The following is a 19,729-nucleotide window of genomic DNA, read 5'->3' as shown; positions in this document are numbered from 1 at the left end:
CCGACTGAAAATATATTGGCATGCTGCACAGAAGCAAGGAAAGCTTCCAAAGTCTGTCCGGACAATGTACGTCCGCCGATATCGGATACCGTCACAGACAACATAACAGGGACTTCTATTCCTGTCACCTTCATAGCCTGTCCGGCTGCAAAGATGGCAGCTTTCGCATTCAGCGTATCAAATATGGTTTCGATAAGAATGGCATCCACCCCACCTTCCAGCATGGCTTCCATTTGCTGCTGGTAAGAGGCAGCCAGTTCGTCATAAGACAAGGCACGAAACGCCGGATTGTTCACATCCGGGCTCATAGAACAGGTTTTATTAGTAGGTCCAACGGAGCCTGCAACAAAACGCGGTTTATCCGGACTCTTTGCCGTATATTCGTCCGCCAGTTCACGTGCCAGTCTGGTAGCGGCAAGATTGATTTCGCGCACATATTCTTCTACATGATAATCCGCCATTGAGACAGTTGTAGAACTGAATGTATTGGTCTCGATAATATCCGCACCTGCTTCCAGGTATTTACGATGGATATCTTGAATGACATCGGGGCGAGTCAGACACAACAAATCATTATTCCCCTTCAACTGACCGGGAATATGCGCAAAACGTTCACCACGAAAATCTTCTTCTTTAAGATTATATTGTTGGATCATTGTGCCCATTGCGCCATCCAGAATCAGAATACGCTCGGATACAATCTGAGAAATTGTCTTTTTCATTCTTACCTTATTACATTAACACCTAATTGTCACTCTGCCTATCTTAGACCTATCACGATCTTATCTTACTATTACGCTATAAAGCCATCTTATCGCTTAAACATTCGGGCCATGTCTCTGCGGTCATCTTTTTCTTTAATTGATTCCCGTTTATCGTACTGTTTTTTACCTTTCGCCAAAGCAACGACCAGTTTCGCCAAACCTTTTTCGTTGATAAACAAACGCACAGGAACGGTAGTAAAACCGGGGTCTTTCATTCCCCGTTGAATTTTCTCCAATTCTTTCTTATTAAGCAACAACTTTCTGTCTCTACGAGCTGTATGATTATTGTACGAACCATAGAAGTACTCGGCGATATGCATATTCTTTACCCATAATTCGCCTTTCGCAAAATAACAAAACGTATCCACCAGACTTGCTTTTCCTAAACGAATGGATTTAATTTCCGTGCCTGTCAATACGATACCTGCCGTGTAGGTATCCATCAACTCATAGTCAAATGTAGCACGTTTATTCTTGATATTTACAGAAGGTTGTTTCATCTTTACACATTAATTAAGTATGGCTATCAACTTACTAAATACAATTTGAATCACCGTCGGACATAGTATTAACAAAACTGATGAGAAAAGGGTGTATTTCAATCGTACTTTTTCCTCCACTTGCATCAATATGGGAGCTCCTTCCCATACTACATAGACAATGTAGAACTGAAATAGCCAGGCAATAATTCTAAAATCAGGCAAAAGTCCGGTCACAATCTGAAGCAAGAAGGGAACAACAAGTGCGTATCCGGCAAACTGTTGTGTCAACGGAGCATTGGCAGGCATCCCAAACATTCTTACTCCCATTTCGTTAATTGCATAGGCCGCCAGAAAGTAACCACCAAACAATGCCACAGCTACGGCACAACAATTGGTCATCGCTATTTGAAAACTTTGCGGTCCTCCCCATCCATTCGTCAGCAAAGAGCCGATAAAGACGGACAAACCGCATAAACCAATCATAGGATAGACAAAAGCCATAAAAACTTTTCGCCTATCCTCTTCCATAGAAATTTCCTCCCAGGCCTTGGCCGGAGAGGAAATCAATTTCATTGCTATATTAAATAATTCTTTGTAGTTCAATTTGTTTTAAGTGTTTCACTCCACGTTGAATTTGCGGCACCATCCAAAGAATTCTTTGAGGAGTTGGTCTTTGCATTTACTTTTATTTTAGTTGGTTCTACTCCAGTAGCTTGTTTGAATGCATAAATAACACTAGACAGATTATATGCCTTATAAGTAGAAGTATACTTATCACGAGTCACAGTCTCCTCTGAACCATCTTTAATCACATGATTAAGATTCAATACAAGTTCAGTTGACCCTGATGCCAATTCATCAAAATCATATGTGAGTATAAAAGAATGCTTATTAAGTTCTTCTTTCTGCTTTTCGTCTGTACTCTCTACTTTTACCCAATACATAATAGGAATTACAAGATATTGATCAAAAAGTATTCCCGGCTGAGTTGATGTATCGCTATTAAAAGTATATAAAGGTGCAGTAGCTTCGTTATAATCTGCCGCTTTCTCTGGTCCTTCAGTAGATTTTGCACTAATAGAAGTCGGAGTACTTCCTGCATAAAGTGTTACATCAAGAGTCTGAGAATTCCCTGGCTGTTGCGCTGTGTCAAACTGATAGTAAAAGAAATAGATTTCTCCTATATTCAAGTTAGGCATTGACAATTCATTCACAACTAATTTCTGCCCATTAGCCAATTCAAATGTAGCAGGAAAATAGTTTGTACATTTTGCGAACGCAGGTCCGGTATATATCGTATTATCATCCCCATTCATACAAGAAGTAACAGACATCCCCATTAAAACCGTCATTAAAGCTACTAATAAAAATTTCATTTGTTTCATAAACATATTTTTTAGAGTTTGCAAAGATATAAATTCTAATTCACAATTAATAAATGCAGATACTTAAAAAATACTGCATCGTTTACTTTATTATTTTTGCAAAAAGTTCCAGATGATTATCTACATAGCTGGCAACCAGTGTTGTCACTTGTTCCTCCATATCTAAATATGCCTCTTCCAAATCATCAAAAGCCTCATATTGCTCATACATCGCCATGAATTCATCATCCGTCCGTTCTTTTTCAAGATCCTTCCGGTTGGCATCATATATCTTCTTGGCTTTATATACCAATTTAGAAAACTCTTCCGCCCCCCACAGACGCATCACTTTTGCAAAAGGATTATCAAAGATATATCCGCCATAACCGTTCTGAATCAACTGACAGAATCCGCCGAACATTATTTCATCACGAAAAATCTGATAAGCCAGCAATGAATGCTGTTCACCCGTCAACAACGGCATCGTGTCAGCAGTCAATTCACCACCGATTACTTCCTTATATTTATCAGTAAATACCTGGATAAATTCATCCATTCCTTCGCCCGCAGCTTTCTGTAAAGCGGACTCCATAACTTCTATCATAGCTTTGTTCAATAAATTATTCAGCAAAGCTACTAATTTTATTCTATATCTATCTAGTAATACCGCTACATTCTCACTAAAACATACCTGTTGGCGGAATTAATTTAATTCAAACCCATGAAAACAGGATATCTCATTCTGCTTTCCGATATCCGCCAGATAATTGCATACCGATATACTTTCCCTTTCCCGAAAAACCCTTTAAGCACATTTCTTTTACCGTTCAATAGTATGCAAACAACCCTATAATAACCTGCTTTACAACTATTATTGTCGCATTTTCAAAGGGAGTTCTTCATCGTTCCACCCAGGTGAACAAGCATGTCTACCTAGGTGCGCAGACCTGTTTACAAGGGTGCAACGATCGGTTCACCCGGGTGGAACGATGAAGATGTCGGTAAAATAACACACGAATAAAGGCATCAAATGCCATAGAGATAAGTAACATAATATATAAACAACAAGTAAACAGCAACCAAGATGCTAGATGCATTCGGCAACTACTTACGCAAAGGGCAAAGAAATGAAATGAGGGATATCCCCCAAAAAGAGTGAGAGATAGACTGAAATGAAGCGATTCTAGGGAGAAAATAATGAGAGATACCTATTTGAAAAGTATCTCTCATTCTGTAATATACTAATTATATGCAGATTACACAAAAACAGTGAGACCGTGAGACTAAAATATTTTTTTCTTTGCAGGAGTTAGCTGAAAGAAGGAACTCTTTTAAGTCTATCTAATGCAAAAACATATAATTATTTATGCATGTAAATGCATTCCTATGGCCATACCTATTAAATAAGGTATTAACCAAATGCACCAAACGACGATACTAAAACGATTAAAATGCCTTTTCGCCTCGGCAGATCCCTTCACATAAGTCCATATCGCCCATGAAGCATGTACAAACATCAGAAGAATGGCAATCGTCCCCGTTACCGTGTGGATTTCATCATGCAAATGCGTTAATTCGGCAATATGCTCCATCAGGCTGGTCCCGACTGCATCAGACACCAATCCTAAAAGAAAGAAAATAATATGCCATAACTTCAGTTTCTTTTGCAGCCTTTCTCCCCATACACCGATAGTATAAAATACCAATGCAGATGAAATAACGCAGATTGCCGCTATCAAATAATGTATATCAACCTGATTGAGTTCCATAAAATTTATATTTCAGATAACAACAAAGCAACGAATAGATAGTTCGACGCATAGCAATCTTTCACAAATGCAATCCCGACTTAGCAAACGAAGAAAAAACGTAAACGGATTTGTCACTTTTCACAAAAAAGTAAGATATGGCGATTTGCAGAAACAAATAAATCGACTACCTTTGTGGGCGATTTAGAGAATCGTGACTACGTATTTTTAATTATATCACTAAAAAAAAGAGCTAATTATGACTTATTCACACGAAGTGGAACACATGTGTGTTGTAAAGAAGGGTCCTAACCACGGACCGGCTCCCATACCCGAAGAAGGCAAATGGGTAAAATCTAAAGAAATCGTTGATATTTCAGGTTTGACACACGGTATCGGTTGGTGTGCTCCTCAGCAGGGTGCTTGTAAACTGACACTGAATGTTAAAGAAGGCGTTATCCAGGAAGCTTTAGTTGAGACTATCGGATGTTCCGGTATGACTCACTCAGCTGCTATGGCTGCTGAAATCCTTCCGGGTAAAACAATCCTCGAAGCACTGAACACTGACCTTGTTTGCGACGCAATCAACACAGCTATGCGCGAACTCTTCCTGCAAATCGTTTACGGACGCACTCAGTCTGCTTTCTCTGAAGGTGGTTTGATTATCGGTGCAGGTCTGGAAGACTTAGGTAAAGGTCTGCGCAGCCAGGTAGGTACCCTTTATGGTACTCTGGCTAAAGGTCCTCGTTACCTTGAAATGGCTGAAGGTTACATCAAAAATATCTTCTTGGATAAGAATGATGAAATCTGTGGATACGAATTCGTTCACATGGGTAAATTCATGGATGAAATCAAGAAGGGAACTGATGCTAACGAAGCATTGAAGAAAGTTACAGGTACTTATGGTCGTGTAACAGCAGAACAGGGAGCAGTTAAACACATTGATCCACGTCACGAATAATATAAGGAGGAAAGAAACTATGATTAGAGAAGTAAAATTCGAAAGCCAAGACCGTCGTATCAAAGGTATCATTGAAGCCTTGAACGCTAACGGCATCAAAGACATCGAAGAAGCTAACGCAATCTGCGAAGCTGCCGGACTTGATCCTTATAAAACGTGTGAAGAAACTCAGCCTATCTGTTTTGAAAACGCAAAATGGGCTTATGTGGTAGGTACTGCAATTGCTCTTAAGAAGAACTGCACAAACGCTGCTGAAGCTGCTGAAGCTATCGGTATCGGTTTGCAGGCATTCTGTATCCCGGGTTCTGTAGCTGACGACCGTAAGGTTGGTATCGGTCATGGTAACCTGGCTGCTATGTTGCTTCGCGAAGAAACTAAATGTTTCGCATTCCTTGCAGGTCACGAATCTTTCGCTGCTGCTGAAGGTGCTATCAAAATCGCTGCAAAAGCAGACAAAGTACGTAAAGAGCCATTGCGTTGCATCCTGAACGGTCTTGGAAAAGACGCTGCTCAGATCATCTCTCGTATCAATGGTTTTACTTATGTTCAGACTCAGTTTGATTATTTCACTGGTGAGCTGAAAGTAGTTCGCGAAATCGCTTACTCTGACGGTCCTCGTGCAAAAGTAAAATGCTACGGTGCTGACGATGTTCGCGAAGGTGTAGCTATCATGTGGAAAGAAGGCGTAGACGTATCTATCACAGGTAACTCTACTAACCCGACTCGTTTCCAACACCCGGTTGCCGGTACTTATAAGAAAGAACGTGTATTGGCTGGTAAGCCATACTTCTCAGTTGCTTCCGGTGGTGGTACAGGCCGTACTCTTCACCCCGATAACATGGCAGCTGGTCCGGCTTCTTATGGTATGACAGATACAATGGGTCGTATGCACTCAGACGCTCAGTTCGCTGGTTCTTCATCAGTTCCTGCTCACGTAGAAATGATGGGATTCCTGGGAATTGGTAACAACCCGATGGTAGGATGTACAGTGGCTTGTGCTGTAGACGTAGCTCAGGCTTTGGCTAAGTAATTAAAGTTACATTATATAAATAAACTCCTGTAGTCCATGTGATTACAGGAGTTTTTTATTTGTGGTAATTTGAAGTAGATGGTAGTTTTAGATACCTTATCTCACCTATCATTTAGAATTGTTGAATGATAGATTTATATACAATGAATAGCTACATTTACATAAAATCATAATCAAAAGAAGCAGCAGGAACGCTTGAACCAGCAGAAAGCTATGAGAGAGGGCAAATCGAAGAGTTAATATCTTTTGCCAACTCAAATCATTTATGAATAACTATTATAGTATTGATTAATAACAGATTGCTATAGTTTACAAGAAGCCGAAATGATAGGATTCTTGGGAATTGGTACCCCCCCAATGGTAAGTTGCACTGTGGCTTGCGCTGTAGACGTAGCTCAGGCCTTAGCTAAGTAATAAAAGTTACTTATTATTATACAGGAGAGTATTTTTTATAAGGCACTCTCCTATTTTTATAAAAAAGATGATGATTGTTACAAATAATCTACACTATCGTTGTTTAGTTCTCTACAACAAATTCTTACCATGAACCAGCTTATAACATATCTTTGCAATGAGATAATAATATCCATAAATTATTAAAAAGAGAAGAGGATATAAAGAGAGAATTTTAGAAAATAAAGAATTACATAAAATAAACTCTCGAAAATAATCCAGTATGACACACATCGGACAAATTATTGAAAAAGAGCTCCATCGCCAAGAACGCTCGGTCACATGGTTCGCAAGACGACTCTATTGCGATCGAACTAATGTATATAATATATTTAGAAGACAGAGCTTAGATACAGAACTGTTGTTACGTATATCCATTATATTAGAATACAATTTCTTCCAAATATATTCTGATATATATAACAACAGAACATAGAAATATCTTCTACAACCTTGTATATAAAACAGCAACAATTAAAAGGATATTTATGTTTAAAGAGCATGTATCTTTGCAAAGTTTTTTAAGACAACCAAAGTATATGACTAAAAAGATTACACATTAAAAACAAAAAAGATGAAACAATTTAGAATTTTAAGTATGTTGATGATTGTGCTTATATCAAGCCTGTCATTTGTATCATGTGGAGATGATGATGATGAAACGTCTGGTGATTTCAGTGCCAGCATAGCAGGAGTTTATACAGGTAAACTCAAAGTTGGAACTAATGTTACAGCTGATGCATATGTAGTCACTGTCACCAAAGTATCTTCTTCTGTAGTAAAAGTTACCGCTGACTTCTACACAGATAACGGTAGTGAAAATTACAATGTTACTAAAGAAGGCAATCAATACATTCTTTCAAGCGAAAGCTCATCTGGTATCAACATAACTGTTACAGGTAAAGCAATGACTATAAGTTTCCTTAATAATGCAGGAAGTATGACCACTTTTACCGGAACTCGTGATTAAAGCCCACCAATCTTTACAGTAAAAGTAGAAATTCAGTAAAGGTTACAAATATCCCAAAGCCGTAATTTCCCTTTTCTTGAAAATGAGAAATTACGGCTTTTATAAATAAAAGCTATGAAAATTGTATATAACACTATTCTCTTTACATTACTATTTCTAGCCACAAGCTGTGATCATTCAGAGAAAATCGATGATATAAAACTTGAAATTTCACAAAACATCTTCCGCAACATCGACAATAACGGAGGGAAAATAACTGTTGCTATCACATCTAATTCTGAATGGATCATCGCAAATTCAGCTGATTGGTGCATACCAGACAAATATCAAGGAGAAGGAAACGATATACTTACTATAAAAATTCTAGCTAACACCAAACATGCAAACAGACAAACTAATCTAATCATATCCGCCCAAGGGATAAACCAAACAATCAAGATTTCACAACAAAAAGGAGAAGTTAATCCAGATTTAGATAAAATACACTATCAATTACCCGTTATTTTCCATGTTCTTTATCAAAACGAAAATGACATAAATCAATATATAAAAGAAGACCATTTAAAAGATGTATTAGTGCGAACTAACCATTTCTATCAATCTGAAAAATGTGGAATTGATATAAATCTCGAATTTGTATTAGCAACCAAAGATAAGAATGGAACCACATTACCAGAACCTGGAGTAGAAAGAGTGCCATTTAATGAGCTTCCTATTGATTGCGAAAAGTTTATGAGAGATAATACAGGAAAATATACATCTTTACTATGGGAACCCAATGAATACATTAACATAATGGTATATCCTTTTACGGATTCGCAGATTTTAGGCATATCTACATTTCCATATAGTTTAAAGGACTTTTTTTTAGAAGGGACTCAACAGGTATCAGCTTCGTGGATCACTTTAGAGAATTTGAGTTTCCCATATTGTATATCGATCAATAGTTCATATATTTATGAGCAAAGTACAGATGAAAGAATTAATCAAAACGATGCTGCAATAACATTAGCACACGAACTCGGACACTATTTAGGATTACGTCATGTATTCTCAGAAGGAGGGACCACTTCAATGTGTACCGATACTGATTATTGCAAAGATACTCCCAGTTATAACCGTAGTGAGTATGAACAATGGCTTAACAATTTGGATAAGCAGAATAAATATCAATTAAAAGATTTAGCTAAACGATATAGCTGTGAAAAAGGAGAATATGAAGCACACAACATTATGGACTATGCATATTGCTTTTATAATGAAATAACTTTAGAACAACGAAAAAGAATACGCCATATCTTAAACTATAGCCCACTGATTCCAGGTCCCAAAGAAAGCAGAATAGATACCAGAGGCGTACAAGGCAGATTGAATTTGCCAATATGTATAATGAAATAACATAATCAGGTAAAACGGGGCAGCAAGTATTTCATCGACTGTTCCTCCATAGTAGTCAAATGTCAGGAATTTGACAATAACTAATTATCCGTTTTCTACATCACAATACAAAACTTTTATACAGGATAACTTGTTATTACAATATAACCAAACATCATGAAACGATGCTACTGACATTTTTAAACATACTGGCCACCATCATTGGCGTAATCAGCTTATTGATTGTAACCTATGGAGTATTCGTAGGATTCATCGCTTTTCTCCGTAACGAATTCAAACGGATCAACGGAACCTATACCATCAATAATGTCCGGCGGCTGAGAGCTGATTTCGGCAGTTACCTCTTATTGGGATTAGAATTTCTAATTGCATCAGACATACTAAAGACCGTAGTAGACCCGACTTTAGACGAACTGGCTATTTTAGGAGGTGTAGTTATAGTAAGAACTGTATTATCAGTCTTTCTGAATAAAGAAATAAAAGAACTGGCCGAAGAAGAAAATTCAAAAAGCACATAAATAGATTGGAATAAATAAAAAATGTATTACTTTTGCATGAATTCTTAATGACCTATGGTATGGAATATATCAATGAATTTCACAATGACTGAAATTCCAAAGAATATAAAAGACACGATATGAAAAAGAACTTACTATTATTACTTTGCTTGTTTTGTCTGGTCAATGTTTGCCATGCAAAAGCGAAAGACACTTTTACCGTTTTCCAATTAAACCTGTGGCATGGATGTACTAAAGTACCCAACGGAGATCAAGGCATTATTGATGTACTGGATCAGATGGATGCGGATGTCGTTTTTCTGTGCGAAATCAGAGACGGAAAACAGTTTATCCCTCATGTGATCGAAGAGCTGGAGAAGAGAGGAAAACATTACTATGGTGAAACGTTTGATCTTGCAATCGGTGTTTTGAGTAAATTCAAGCCGGACAGTTGGACCAAATGCTGCATCGTACCTGGTGACGAAGGTCGTGCTATGGTGAAAATGGTTGCAACAATCGAAGGCCAACCCGTATCTTTCTATTCTTGTCATTTGGACTACCGGCATTATCAATGCTATATGCCACGTGGATATAATGGTACTACCTGGAAGAAAATGGATAAGCCGATAACGGATGAAGAAGAAGTCTTGAAAGCAAACAGACAGTCTTTCCGGGATGAAACCATCCGTGCTTTTATTCAGGAAGTACAATCTGACATTCAACAAGGCCGCCCGATAATCATGGGAGGAGATTTTAATGAGCCCTCTCATTTAGACTGGCAGGCAGATACAAAGGATTTGTGGGATCATAATGGGGCTGTCATTCATTGGGACTGCTCAATGATGTTGAGCAAAGCAGGATTCAAAGATACATATCGCGAAAAATATCCCAATACAGTTCGATATCCCGGTTTTACATTCCCAGCCGGAAACAAACTCGCAGAAGAGGCTAAACTGGAAAAGTTGGCTTGGGCGCCTGAGGCAGACGAACGTGACCGGATTGATTTCATTTATTATTATCCATTGGAGTCGATGCTTTCCATGAAGAATAGCAAGTTGGTAGGTCCCTCCGAAACAGTTGTCCGGGGAAAAATAACAGAAAACGATTCTAAAGATAAGATTCTGACGCCTTCTTGTATTTGGCCCAGCGACCATAAAGGTAATCTTGCTACATTTAAGATTCGGAAGAAACGGTAATAGTATATTGAGTAGGGTGACTTTCATCGTGCGTCACCCTAAAATTCCAAAGCTTCAAATCAGAGAATTCTCTTCCTTCTCTATCATCTTATCATAATACGCAATGCGTGCGGCACACTCCCGAATAGTCACCTCGCGCAATGCTTCCGTTCGTGCCAGCATGTATTCGTATTGTTCTTCACTGACAGTGAATAGTCGGTTGTACCGAGCTTCGATATACGCCCGACATAATTTATCAAACGCTTCTCTATCTTCGGGAGTATTAACTGGAAATACATTCGCGAAACCTCGTGAACGGCTTTTAGCCATCGGGCCCAACACTTCCAATTTATGGGATTTAGGGCGAGTGCCACTATGGACAAGCATATACGTCTTGTAGTAACGTTCGCAAGCTTGATGTAAAAAGAATGAACCTAATTTATATTCTTTTTCCACTTGAGCCAATTTTCCATGTCTTAATAATCCCTCTGCCATGTCGAAACATCCTGCATATTCTTCCTCCGCATATTGCTTAATTTCCCGATACGGCAACTTCTCAGGTTTGCCAATCTGAAACGTGCCGTCGTCATATAATAGAATGCCATCTTTTATGATCTCATAAAAAAAATAATGTTTTCTTCTTATAGCCCGATTAACGGTCGTCGTGCTTTCAACAATGATTTGCGGTGGTGCCGGGTGCCGCTTCCCTTCCATTCGTTTATCATACTTAGGAACGACAAAGGCGTTCGCATGATTCTCTGCTTTAACAGCATCGCCCGTATCACATATCACCAGAATATCAAGGTCACTTTGGTAGTAAGTAAGTCCACCTCGTTCGTCGTATGTTTCATCCCAAATGACATATTCTCCACGTGCATAACTCCCATAAAGGATAATCATACGTACATTCACAAGGTACTGCAATATCAGTTCTTGCAGCACTGCCAACTCTTCCTGTGTGCGTTTGGGCAAACGCTTTATTGATCTTTTCATAATGACAATCATCTATTCTTAACCGCAAAGATAACTTAAATCAGTGTATTAATGATTGTATTGAAACGCTTTTTTCAAGACTTTGATAGTGTGTTATACTAAGAAATGGCATGTCTGCTATTTTTCATTCCATTGATTCTAGTACTTACTCCCATCAACTCTTGTACTTCATCTTGCAGTTTCTCGTACTTCATACTTCCAACTCAAGTACTTCAAACTCTCAACTCCAGTACTTTACTTCTTACATTCTTGTACATCATTTTCCCTCTTCAAGTACTTCAATCGTTACACTCCTCTGCCTCATTTCCTTTCACTTTTCGTTCTTTTCTCTTTGTATTTCTGTTCTTTCGCACTCACATATGTATACTATTTGCACCATTAAAAAGTCCTTTATTCCCTACTGACACTGACAACTGCCACTTTAGCGTTTCTTTAATAATAACATTTCTTTTTCCGTTTGCATACATTACTAATTATCAACACATTATAAACATATAAAATATTAATTCCATGCACACTCTGTCAGTATGGAGCATTTAGTGGCAGTACTTTTCCATTCATTCATTTGTAAATATATACACTACAACAAATATGAATAACCGGACGAAGGTAGGAATACAAATTCAACAGCGTTGAATAGGCTTCTTTCTTCCAGTGATGACAAAGTTATTAGTAAACTATGATTAATTCAAGTTTCGCAAGTTACTTTTGCGTTATCCAAACTATCTTAATTCCCCTCCCTCCTGGGAGGAGACTTAAGATACTACCGACTTTTTAGTCACTCCCAATTGAGATACTACTGTTTGTCAATAATATAAAGAATTTGCGGAACTTCAGTGATTAAGAGTTATTTAAAGGCATTTTAATTTACATACTCATCCATTCCTCTTGGATGTATTCTCTGTAAAGAGGCCTTAAGGTGTCAGTTGTCAGTAGTGTCAGTAGATTTACTTTTCTGTAGGGATAGCACAACAATTAAAATCCTGATAATCAATCAAGAGATCATCTTTTTATTTTTTCAGTCTTCTGCCGTTCCACCCTGCATTTACTGACATAAAAATTGTTAATCTCCCGGGGAATATCGTAAATATATGATACAAACAAGTTTTTCACCAGTCTATAAGAATGAAAACAAATAATAGAAAAAGCCAGATTAAACCACCTGTTGATTTGCAACAAATGAGCTATCGTTCATTCCCGGACAACTTATCGATTAGGACAGCATCGATATCTTTTGCCAATTCTTGATAGGTCGCCAAAGGATCATCTGTATATACAGCACGAATAATCCCCTCCTTGTCTGTTATCAATATACGGGGAATGGTATGGGAAGCAAAAAGCGAAAAGACAGCATCATCATTCTGAGCGGAAAAAGGCAAGGTAAACGAATGTTTTTCCCAATAGGCTTGTACTTCAGAGCCCGATTCCGAACGGCTGATACAAGACAATAATACATCCGGATTCTCTTTATATGTATCATAAACTTTCTGAATAACCGGAAGTTCTTTCTGACAATCCGGACAATCCGTATGAAAAAAGACAATCACTCCAACCTTCCCGCTAAATGACTGCGTATTCAACACTCCCCCATCACTCATCTCTACCGAAAACTGAGGAAGGGCGTCACCGGCAACAAGAGCAAAGTCTCCCCTGTCATCATCATCGTCCGTGATACAGGAAGAAAAAACTGCCAGAACGATACATAGCAATATCACCACTTTGCTTCTTATTTCCACTTTCACATCTTTCTTCGTTAGTTATGCAACTCCCAAAAGCTCTACCTCAAATACCAATGTCGAAAAAGCCGGAATCGGACCGGATGCACGGGTTCCGTATCCCATCGTGTAAGGTATATAGATGATCCATTTATCTCCCGCACGCATCCGTTGGAGCGCCAGTTGCCAACCATCTATTACATCGCAGAGGCGGAAAGCTTCCGGACAATTACGTTCATAAGAATTATCGAACACCCGACCGTTAATCAGACTCCCTCTATAATGAACGGTAACAATACTCCGCACATTAGGAAAAACAGTCCCCGTACCGGTCTCCAAAACCTTATAATAGATGCCGCAAGGCAAGGCATAAATACCTTCCTGCGATGACAATTCTTTCAAGAACTCCAAATTCGTCTCTTTATATTCTTGCTTTCTTCCCATAAATACATGATTTGAATGTACAAAAGTAAGCAGATTTAAGAGAAATCTTCCATAAAAACTGTATATTTGTTTGTTGAATCATAAAACCTCATCGCTATGGGACAAATTAAAACCAGATGCAGCACTGCTGCCGGACTATTCTTGATTCTTTTGACAGTAATTGCGGGATTTTCGTCCTGTAAAAGTAATCAGAAAGACATTATTCCTTCTGCCGAATACGCTCCATACGTCAATGCTTATACGGGAGGAGTGATTTCGCAAAACTCAACGATACGCATAGAACTGACACAAGACCAGCCGATGGTAGACCTGAATCAGGAACTGAAAGACAATCCGTTCAGTTTCTCTCCTTCATTGAAAGGAAAAACGTATTGGGTCAGCAACAATACCATTGAATTTGTCCCCGAAGAAGGGGCACTGAAACCAGGTGCCTTTTACGAAGGAACCTTCCACCTGGGAGATTTCGTCGATGTAGACAAAAAGCTGGAAGAATTCAACTTCTCCTTCCGCGTGCAGGAACGAAACTTTAGCATTCATACCGATCCGATAACCGTCACAGCCACCCAGCCGGACCAAGTGACCGTAACGGGTGAAATACGTTTCAGCGATGTAGTGAAAAAAGAGGAAGTAGAGAAAATGCTCACAGCCGGAAGCGAAAAGAACAAAAGCTATCCGATTGAAATCACCCAGACAGATCATCCGACCCGATACGTATTCAGCATCAGTCAGATAACAAGGGAGGCGGAAGATTACCAACTGGAAATTACCGCCAAAGGCAATCCGGCAGGCATCGACCGTACCCAAAACGAAAGTATTCTGATCCCGGCAAAGAATAGTTTCCGCTTCCTGTCCGCCGTACGCATCGACCAACCGGAAAACGGAATTGAAATCATATTCTCCGACCCTGTATCCAACACACAGGACTTGAAAGGACTCATCGACGTACCGGAAGTTTCTTCCTCTATTTTCCAGATCAAAGAGAATAAAGTATTCGTTTACTTCGAAGCCGGCAAACAGAACAAACTGACGCTGAACATCCATGAAGGAATAAGAAACAGTCTGGACAAACCGCTGGGCACTTCCCACTCCATCTCATTCAGCGAACTGAACCTGAAACCGCAGGTAGAAAGGGCAACTTCCGCCGCTATCCTGCCCGATTCGAAGAGTCTGATCATCCCCTTCCGCGCCGTCAATCTATATGCGGTGGATTTGAGCGTGATCCGTATTTTCGAAAACAACGTATTGATGTTCATGCAGAACAACTCGCTCTCCTCAGCCAATGAATTGCGCCGTTCGGGACGACTGGTTTATAAAAAGACATTGTGGCTGGCGAAAGATTCTTCCAAAGATGTGCACCGTTGGGAAGACTATTCGATAGACCTTGCCGGATTGATTCATCAGGAGCCGGGAGCCATTTACCGTGTCATCCTCTCGTTCCGTCAGGAATACTCCGCTTATCCTTGCGGAGGAAGTGAAAACAAGGAAATGCAGTTCGCGGACAACAAGTCTTCCGACAACCTGACCAAAGTCAGCGGAGAGACATTGTCGGAAGACGATGAAGCGGTATGGGACACTCCGGAAACATACTATTATTATAACGGCAGCGTGCCGATGGACTGGAGCCAGTACCGATGGACAGAACGGGATAATCCCTGCCATCCGTCCTACTATATGAATTCCGACCGGATAGCTGCCTGCAATATCTTTGCCTCCAATCTGGGAATGATTGTGAAACGTAATTCACTGAATAAGTTGTGGATTGCAGTAAATAACATTCTGGATACGAAGCCGGTAGCGAAAGCACAGGTAACGATTTATAACTTCCAGCTTCAGCCGATTGGAAAGGGAGAGACGAACGGTGAAGGGCTGGTAGAAATCACTCCGAAGGGAGTTCCTTTCATAGCGGTAGCCGAAGCGGACAAGCAAAAGGCATATGTACGCGTGGTCGATGGCGAAGAGCAGTCGGTCAGCCGGTTCGATGTGGGAGGAAAAGACATTCAGAAAGGTCTGAAAGGATTTATCTATGGCGAGAGAGGCGTATGGCGTCCGGGAGATACACTGCATATTTCCTTCATGCTGGAAGACCGTGAGAAACGTATTCCGGACAAACATCCGGTAGCATTGGAGATTTACAATCCAAGAGGACAGTTCTATACCAAAATGATCTCTACGCAGGGGACAAACGGATTTTATACATTTGCCGTGCCCACACAAGCCGACGATCCCACCGGATTATGGAATGCCTACGTGAAAGTAGGAGGAACTGCCTTCCACAAGAGTCTGCGCATCGAAACCATCAAGCCGAACCGTCTGAAGATTACACTGGCTTTACCAACCATCCTTCAGGCTTCGAGCAAAGACGTATATGCCCCGCTTACTTCTTCATGGCTGACGGGAGCCACCGCATCGCGGCTGAAAGCAAAGGTCGAAATGTCCTTATCAAAGGTCAATACGCAGTTCAAGAACTACGGGCAATACCTGTTCAACAATCCGGCAACGGACTTTACGACCGTCCGGGCGGATGTGTTCAACGGGGTACTGGATGCGGAAGGAAGAGCAGGCGTCAATATACAGCTTCCGGTAGCAATGGGTGCTCCGGGCATGCTGAATGCAACGCTCACCACCCGTGTTTTCGAACCGGGAGGAGATGCAAGCATTTACTCGCAGACTGTTCCCTTCTCTCCGTTCACATCGTATGTGGGCATCAATCTGAACCAGCCGAAAGGAAAGTATATCGAAACAGACAAAGATCATGTGTTTGACATCGTGACGGTCAACGATCAGGGACAGCCGGTGAACCGTTCCAATCTGGAATATAAAATCTACCGGATCAGCTGGAGCTGGTGGTGGGAAAACGGTGAAGAGTCTTTCGGAACCTACATCAACAACAGTTCCATCACTCCCGTTGCCAGTGGTAACCTGCAGACCACAGGAGGAAAAGCCTCCTTCAAGTTCCGCATCAATTATCCGGATTGGGGACGCTATCTGGTGTACGTGAAAGACCGTGAAAGCGGACACGCTACCGGAGGAACCGTCTACATCGACTGGCCCGACTGGCGCGGACGTTCGAACAAGACAGACCCGAGCGGCATCAAGATGCTTGCTTTCTCACTGGACAAAGATTCTTATGAGATAGGAGAAACAGCCACGGCAATCATTCCCGCAGCCGCCGGAGGACGTGCGCTGGTATCCCTCGAAAACGGTTCGACCGTCTTGCAGCAGCAATGGCTCGAAGTGTCCGATCAGGGAGATACGAAACTCACCTTCAAGATTACACCGGAAATGGCTCCGAATGTTTATCTGCATATCAGCCTGTTGCAGCCTCATGCGCAGACAGTCAATGATCTGCCGATCCGTATGTACGGCATTGCTCCGGTATTTGTGACCAACCGTCAGACGATTCTGCAACCGCAGATCAAGATGCCGGAAGTGCTGCGTCCGGAAACTGACTTTAACGTGACTGTCAGCGAGAAAAGCGGAAAACCGATGACTTATACACTGGCGATTGTGGATGACGGTCTGCTCGATCTGACTAACTTCAAGACGCCCGACCCGTGGAACGAGTTTTATGCACGCGAGGCTCTCGGCATCCGTACATGGGATATGTACGACGATGTGCTGGGTGCTTCCGGCGGACGTTACAGTTCATTGTTCAGCACAGGTGGAGATGCCTCGCTGAAACCGGCAGATGCCAAAGCCAACCGTTTCAAACCGGTGGTCAAATTCATCGGTCCTTTCTATCTTGCGAAAGGCAAGCAACAGACACATACGTTGAAGCTTCCGATGTATGTGGGTTCTGTACGTGCGATGGTAGTTGCCGGACAGGACGGCGCTTACGGAAATGCGGAAAAGACTGCATTTGTGCGGACACCGCTCATGCTGTTGTCTACTCTGCCCCGTGTATTGAGTACGCAGGAAGAAATTACCGTTCCGGTAAATGTATTCGCTATGGAGAACCAAGTGAAGAACGTGACCGTATCGCTGGAAGCATCCGGCGCAGGCGTACAGATCACGGGCAATCGCCAGCAGTCACTCACTTTTGACCAGCCGGGCGACCAACTGGCATACTTCACTCTGAAAACAGGCAGCAAAACCGGAAAGGCAACCATCCACCTGACGGCAAGCGGCAACGGACAGCAGACCAAAGAAACGATCGAAATAGAAGTCCGGAATCCGAATCCGGTGGTTACCTTACGCAACAGCCAATGGATAGAAGCCGGTCAGGAGGCCGAACTGTCATACACACTGGCAGGTTCTTCTTCGGCTAACAATCAGGTGCAACTGGAAATCTCCCGCATTCCGTCGGTAGACATCAGCCGTAGATTCGACTTCTTATACAACTATCAGCATCATTGCACAGAGCAACTGACTTCCAAAGCATTACCTCTCTTATTCGTCTCCCAGTTCAAGGCAGTGGACGAACAGGAGGCCGAGAAAATAAAGACGAATGTACAGGAAGCTATCCGGCAGATATATGCCCGCCAGCTTCCCAACGGCGGATTTGTATACTGGCCGGGCAACGCCGTCGCCGATGAATGGATCACTTCTTACACGGGTATGTTCCTGACACTGGCACAAGAAAAAGGGTATGCCGTTCATCCGAACGTACTGAACAAATGGAAACGCTTCCAGCGTGCCGCCGCCCAAAACTGGCGTATGCCGCAGGAAGCAAGCAACTGGCAGATATGGCAATCGGAATTGCAGCAGGCCTTCCGCCTCTATACCCTTGCACTGGCCGGTGCACCGGAATACGGAGCCATGAACCGCATGAAGGAACAGCCGGGACTCTCCATCCAAGCCAAATGGAGACTGGCAGCCGCCTACGCGCTGACCGGTAAGATGAAACCTGCCGGAGAATTAGTATACAACGCAGAAACGACCGTCATTCCTTACTCTTCCATGAATCTGATTTACGGTTCGTCCGACCGTGATGAAGCAATGATTCTGGAAACGCTCATTCTGATGAAACGGGATCGGGATGCGTTGCAACAGGCAAAGAAGGTATCACAGAATCTGGCACAGGAAAACTGGTTCAGCACGCAGTCTACCGCCTTTGCCCTGATGGCAATGGGACAACTTGCGGAGCAATTATCCGGTACACTGGATTTCACATGGAGCTGGAACGGCAAGCAACAGCCCGCCGTGAAATCTGCTAAAGCCGTATTTGAGAAGGAGATAGCTACTTCTCCGAAATCGGGAACAGTCTCTGTGAAGAATCAAGGCAAAGGAGCATTGAGCGTAGACCTGATTACACGTACCCAATTGCTGAATGATACGCTGCCAGCCATTGCCGATAATATCCGGCTGGATGTGAAATACACAGATATGGCAGGTTCACCGATTTCCGTGAAAGACATCAGACAGGGAACGGACTTTATGTCTGCGGTCACCCTATCCAATATCAGCGGTACTTCCGATTACAGCAATCTGGCACTGACCCATATTATACCGTCCGGATGGGAAATATATAATGAACGGATGATTGTTCCGGAAGCGTCCTCTTCCAATTCTAATGAAGCGAATACTCCGGAAAGTTCAGCCGATAAGTACACCTATAAAGATATTCGTGACGACCGGGTATTGACTTATTTCGATCTGCGACGGGGTGAATCGAAAACATTTACCGTAAGGTTGCAGGCAACTTATGCAGGTAACTTCATTCTTCCGGCCATTCAGTGCGAAGCTATGTACGACGCAGCGGTACAGGCACGCACCAAAGCGGGAAGAACGACTGT

17 protein-coding genes are annotated in these 19,729 nt (G+C 41.6%); 8 read left to right on the top strand and 9 right to left on the bottom strand.

Going from position 1 to position 19,729, the window contains the following annotated elements; genetic code table 11:
* The 6 genes from HMPREF9007_RS19055 to HMPREF9007_RS19080 form a co-directional block, all read right to left on the bottom strand.
* Window positions 1-722, bottom strand: a 722-nt coding sequence (locus HMPREF9007_RS19055; RefSeq protein WP_008760496.1) for a homocysteine S-methyltransferase family protein, incomplete at its 3' end; no start/stop codon positions are given.
* 89 nt (window positions 723-811) lie between these two features.
* On the bottom strand, window positions 812-1,264 hold the full coding sequence (gene smpB, locus HMPREF9007_RS19060; RefSeq protein WP_008760495.1) for an SsrA-binding protein: 453 nt from the start codon (window positions 1,262-1,264) through the stop codon (window positions 812-814).
* Between the two features lie 9 nt (window positions 1,265-1,273).
* Window positions 1,274-1,819 (bottom strand): Yip1 family protein, encoded by a 546-nt coding sequence (locus HMPREF9007_RS19065; RefSeq protein ID WP_008760494.1) that lies wholly within the window; start codon window positions 1,817-1,819, stop codon window positions 1,274-1,276.
* A 26-nt stretch (window positions 1,820-1,845) separates the two neighbouring features.
* Window positions 1,846-2,631 carry a hypothetical protein gene (locus HMPREF9007_RS19070; protein ID WP_008760493.1) on the bottom strand — a complete coding sequence of 262 codons (786 nt, stop codon included), beginning with the start codon at window positions 2,629-2,631 and terminating at the stop codon, window positions 1,846-1,848.
* An 82-nt stretch (window positions 2,632-2,713) separates the two neighbouring features.
* Entirely contained in the window at window positions 2,714-3,214 is a 501-nt protein-coding gene (locus HMPREF9007_RS19075) for a DMP19 family protein (protein WP_029425470.1), read from the bottom strand.
* A 760-nt stretch (window positions 3,215-3,974) separates the two neighbouring features.
* Entirely contained in the window at window positions 3,975-4,379 is a 405-nt protein-coding gene (locus HMPREF9007_RS19080) for an HsmA family protein (RefSeq protein WP_008760491.1), read from the bottom strand.
* 238 nt (window positions 4,380-4,617) lie between these two features.
* On the opposite strand from HMPREF9007_RS19080, the gene HMPREF9007_RS19085 reads away from it, so the two are divergent.
* The 7 genes from HMPREF9007_RS19085 to HMPREF9007_RS19110 all read left to right on the top strand — a co-directional run bounded on the left by HMPREF9007_RS19085 (window position 4,618) and on the right by HMPREF9007_RS19110 (window position 10,863).
* Window positions 4,618-5,319, top strand: a complete 702-nt coding sequence (locus HMPREF9007_RS19085; RefSeq protein ID WP_005677723.1) for a nitrogen-fixing protein NifU — start codon at window positions 4,618-4,620, stop codon at window positions 5,317-5,319.
* Window positions 5,320-5,338: 19 nt separating this feature from the next.
* Window positions 5,339-6,349 carry a GGGtGRT protein gene (locus HMPREF9007_RS19090; RefSeq protein WP_008760490.1) on the top strand — a complete coding sequence of 337 codons (1,011 nt, stop codon included), beginning with the start codon at window positions 5,339-5,341 and terminating at the stop codon, window positions 6,347-6,349.
* A gap of 676 nt (window positions 6,350-7,025) precedes the next feature.
* The gene (locus HMPREF9007_RS27520; RefSeq protein ID WP_008760489.1) at window positions 7,026-7,238 is read left to right on the top strand and encodes a hypothetical protein; all 213 of its coding nucleotides are present in this window, start codon (window positions 7,026-7,028) and stop codon (window positions 7,236-7,238) included.
* A 138-nt stretch (window positions 7,239-7,376) separates the two neighbouring features.
* A complete protein-coding gene (locus tag HMPREF9007_RS19095; RefSeq protein ID WP_008760488.1) occupies window positions 7,377-7,772 on the top strand; it encodes a hypothetical protein in 396 nt (131 codons plus the stop codon).
* A gap of 114 nt (window positions 7,773-7,886) precedes the next feature.
* On the top strand, window positions 7,887-9,170 hold the full coding sequence (locus HMPREF9007_RS19100) for a zinc-dependent metalloproteinase lipoprotein (RefSeq protein ID WP_008760487.1): 1,284 nt from the start codon (window positions 7,887-7,889) through the stop codon (window positions 9,168-9,170).
* Between the two features lie 164 nt (window positions 9,171-9,334).
* Entirely contained in the window at window positions 9,335-9,688 is a 354-nt protein-coding gene (locus tag HMPREF9007_RS19105; RefSeq protein ID WP_008760486.1) for a DUF1622 domain-containing protein, read from the top strand.
* Window positions 9,689-9,807: 119 nt separating this feature from the next.
* Window positions 9,808-10,863, top strand: coding sequence for an endonuclease/exonuclease/phosphatase family protein (locus tag HMPREF9007_RS19110; protein ID WP_008760485.1), 1,056 nt, complete (start codon window positions 9,808-9,810; stop codon window positions 10,861-10,863).
* Between the two features lie 54 nt (window positions 10,864-10,917).
* On the opposite strand, the gene HMPREF9007_RS19115 is transcribed toward HMPREF9007_RS19110, so the two are convergent.
* From HMPREF9007_RS19115 to HMPREF9007_RS19125, 3 genes are all read right to left on the bottom strand, one after another.
* Window positions 10,918-11,835, bottom strand: coding sequence for a HEPN domain-containing protein (locus HMPREF9007_RS19115; protein WP_008760484.1), 918 nt, complete (start codon window positions 11,833-11,835; stop codon window positions 10,918-10,920).
* Window positions 11,836-13,019: 1,184 nt separating this feature from the next.
* Window positions 13,020-13,577 carry a TlpA disulfide reductase family protein gene (locus HMPREF9007_RS19120; protein WP_022471235.1) on the bottom strand — a complete coding sequence of 186 codons (558 nt, stop codon included), beginning with the start codon at window positions 13,575-13,577 and terminating at the stop codon, window positions 13,020-13,022.
* Between the two features lie 15 nt (window positions 13,578-13,592).
* Window positions 13,593-13,994, bottom strand: coding sequence for an FKBP-type peptidyl-prolyl cis-trans isomerase (locus tag HMPREF9007_RS19125; protein ID WP_008760482.1), 402 nt, complete (start codon window positions 13,992-13,994; stop codon window positions 13,593-13,595).
* 96 nt (window positions 13,995-14,090) lie between these two features.
* On the opposite strand from HMPREF9007_RS19125, the gene HMPREF9007_RS19130 reads away from it, so the two are divergent.
* On the top strand, window positions 14,091-19,729 hold a 5,639-nt coding region (locus HMPREF9007_RS19130), incomplete at its 3' end, for an MG2 domain-containing protein (protein WP_008760481.1).

Source organism: Bacteroides sp. 1_1_14, from assembly GCF_000162515.1.
Classification (GTDB): Bacteria; Bacteroidota; Bacteroidia; order Bacteroidales; family Bacteroidaceae; genus Bacteroides; species Bacteroides thetaiotaomicron.
Note: the sequence above shows the minus strand (reverse complement) of the source record. Positions and strands in the feature narration are given on the sequence as shown.

Bases quoted from the DNA above. Each gene is read 5' to 3' on its own strand.
- HMPREF9007_RS19125 (WP_008760482.1), bottom strand. From the start codon at position 13,994: ATGGGAAGAAAGCAAGAATATAAAGAGACGAATTTGGAGTTCTTGAAA.
- HMPREF9007_RS19110 (WP_008760485.1), top strand. From the start codon at position 9,808: ATGAAAAAGAACTTACTATTATTACTTTGCTTGTTTTGTCTGGTCAAT.
- HMPREF9007_RS19105 (WP_008760486.1), top strand. From the start codon at position 9,335: ATGCTACTGACATTTTTAAACATACTGGCCACCATCATTGGCGTAATC.
- HMPREF9007_RS19075 (WP_029425470.1), bottom strand. From the start codon at position 3,214: ATGATAGAAGTTATGGAGTCCGCTTTACAGAAAGCTGCGGGCGAAGGA.
- HMPREF9007_RS19095 (WP_008760488.1), top strand. From the start codon at position 7,377: ATGAAACAATTTAGAATTTTAAGTATGTTGATGATTGTGCTTATATCA.
- HMPREF9007_RS27520 (WP_008760489.1), top strand. From the start codon at position 7,026: ATGACACACATCGGACAAATTATTGAAAAAGAGCTCCATCGCCAAGAA.
- HMPREF9007_RS19080 (WP_008760491.1), bottom strand. From the start codon at position 4,379: ATGGAACTCAATCAGGTTGATATACATTATTTGATAGCGGCAATCTGC.
- HMPREF9007_RS19085 (WP_005677723.1), top strand. From the start codon at position 4,618: ATGACTTATTCACACGAAGTGGAACACATGTGTGTTGTAAAGAAGGGT.
- HMPREF9007_RS19090 (WP_008760490.1), top strand. From the start codon at position 5,339: ATGATTAGAGAAGTAAAATTCGAAAGCCAAGACCGTCGTATCAAAGGT.
- HMPREF9007_RS19115 (WP_008760484.1), bottom strand. From the start codon at position 11,835: ATGAAAAGATCAATAAAGCGTTTGCCCAAACGCACACAGGAAGAGTTG.
- HMPREF9007_RS19065 (WP_008760494.1), bottom strand. From the start codon at position 1,819: ATGAAATTGATTTCCTCTCCGGCCAAGGCCTGGGAGGAAATTTCTATG.
- HMPREF9007_RS19070 (WP_008760493.1), bottom strand. From the start codon at position 2,631: ATGAAACAAATGAAATTTTTATTAGTAGCTTTAATGACGGTTTTAATG.
- smpB (WP_008760495.1), bottom strand. From the start codon at position 1,264: ATGAAACAACCTTCTGTAAATATCAAGAATAAACGTGCTACATTTGAC.
- HMPREF9007_RS19100 (WP_008760487.1), top strand. From the start codon at position 7,887: ATGAAAATTGTATATAACACTATTCTCTTTACATTACTATTTCTAGCC.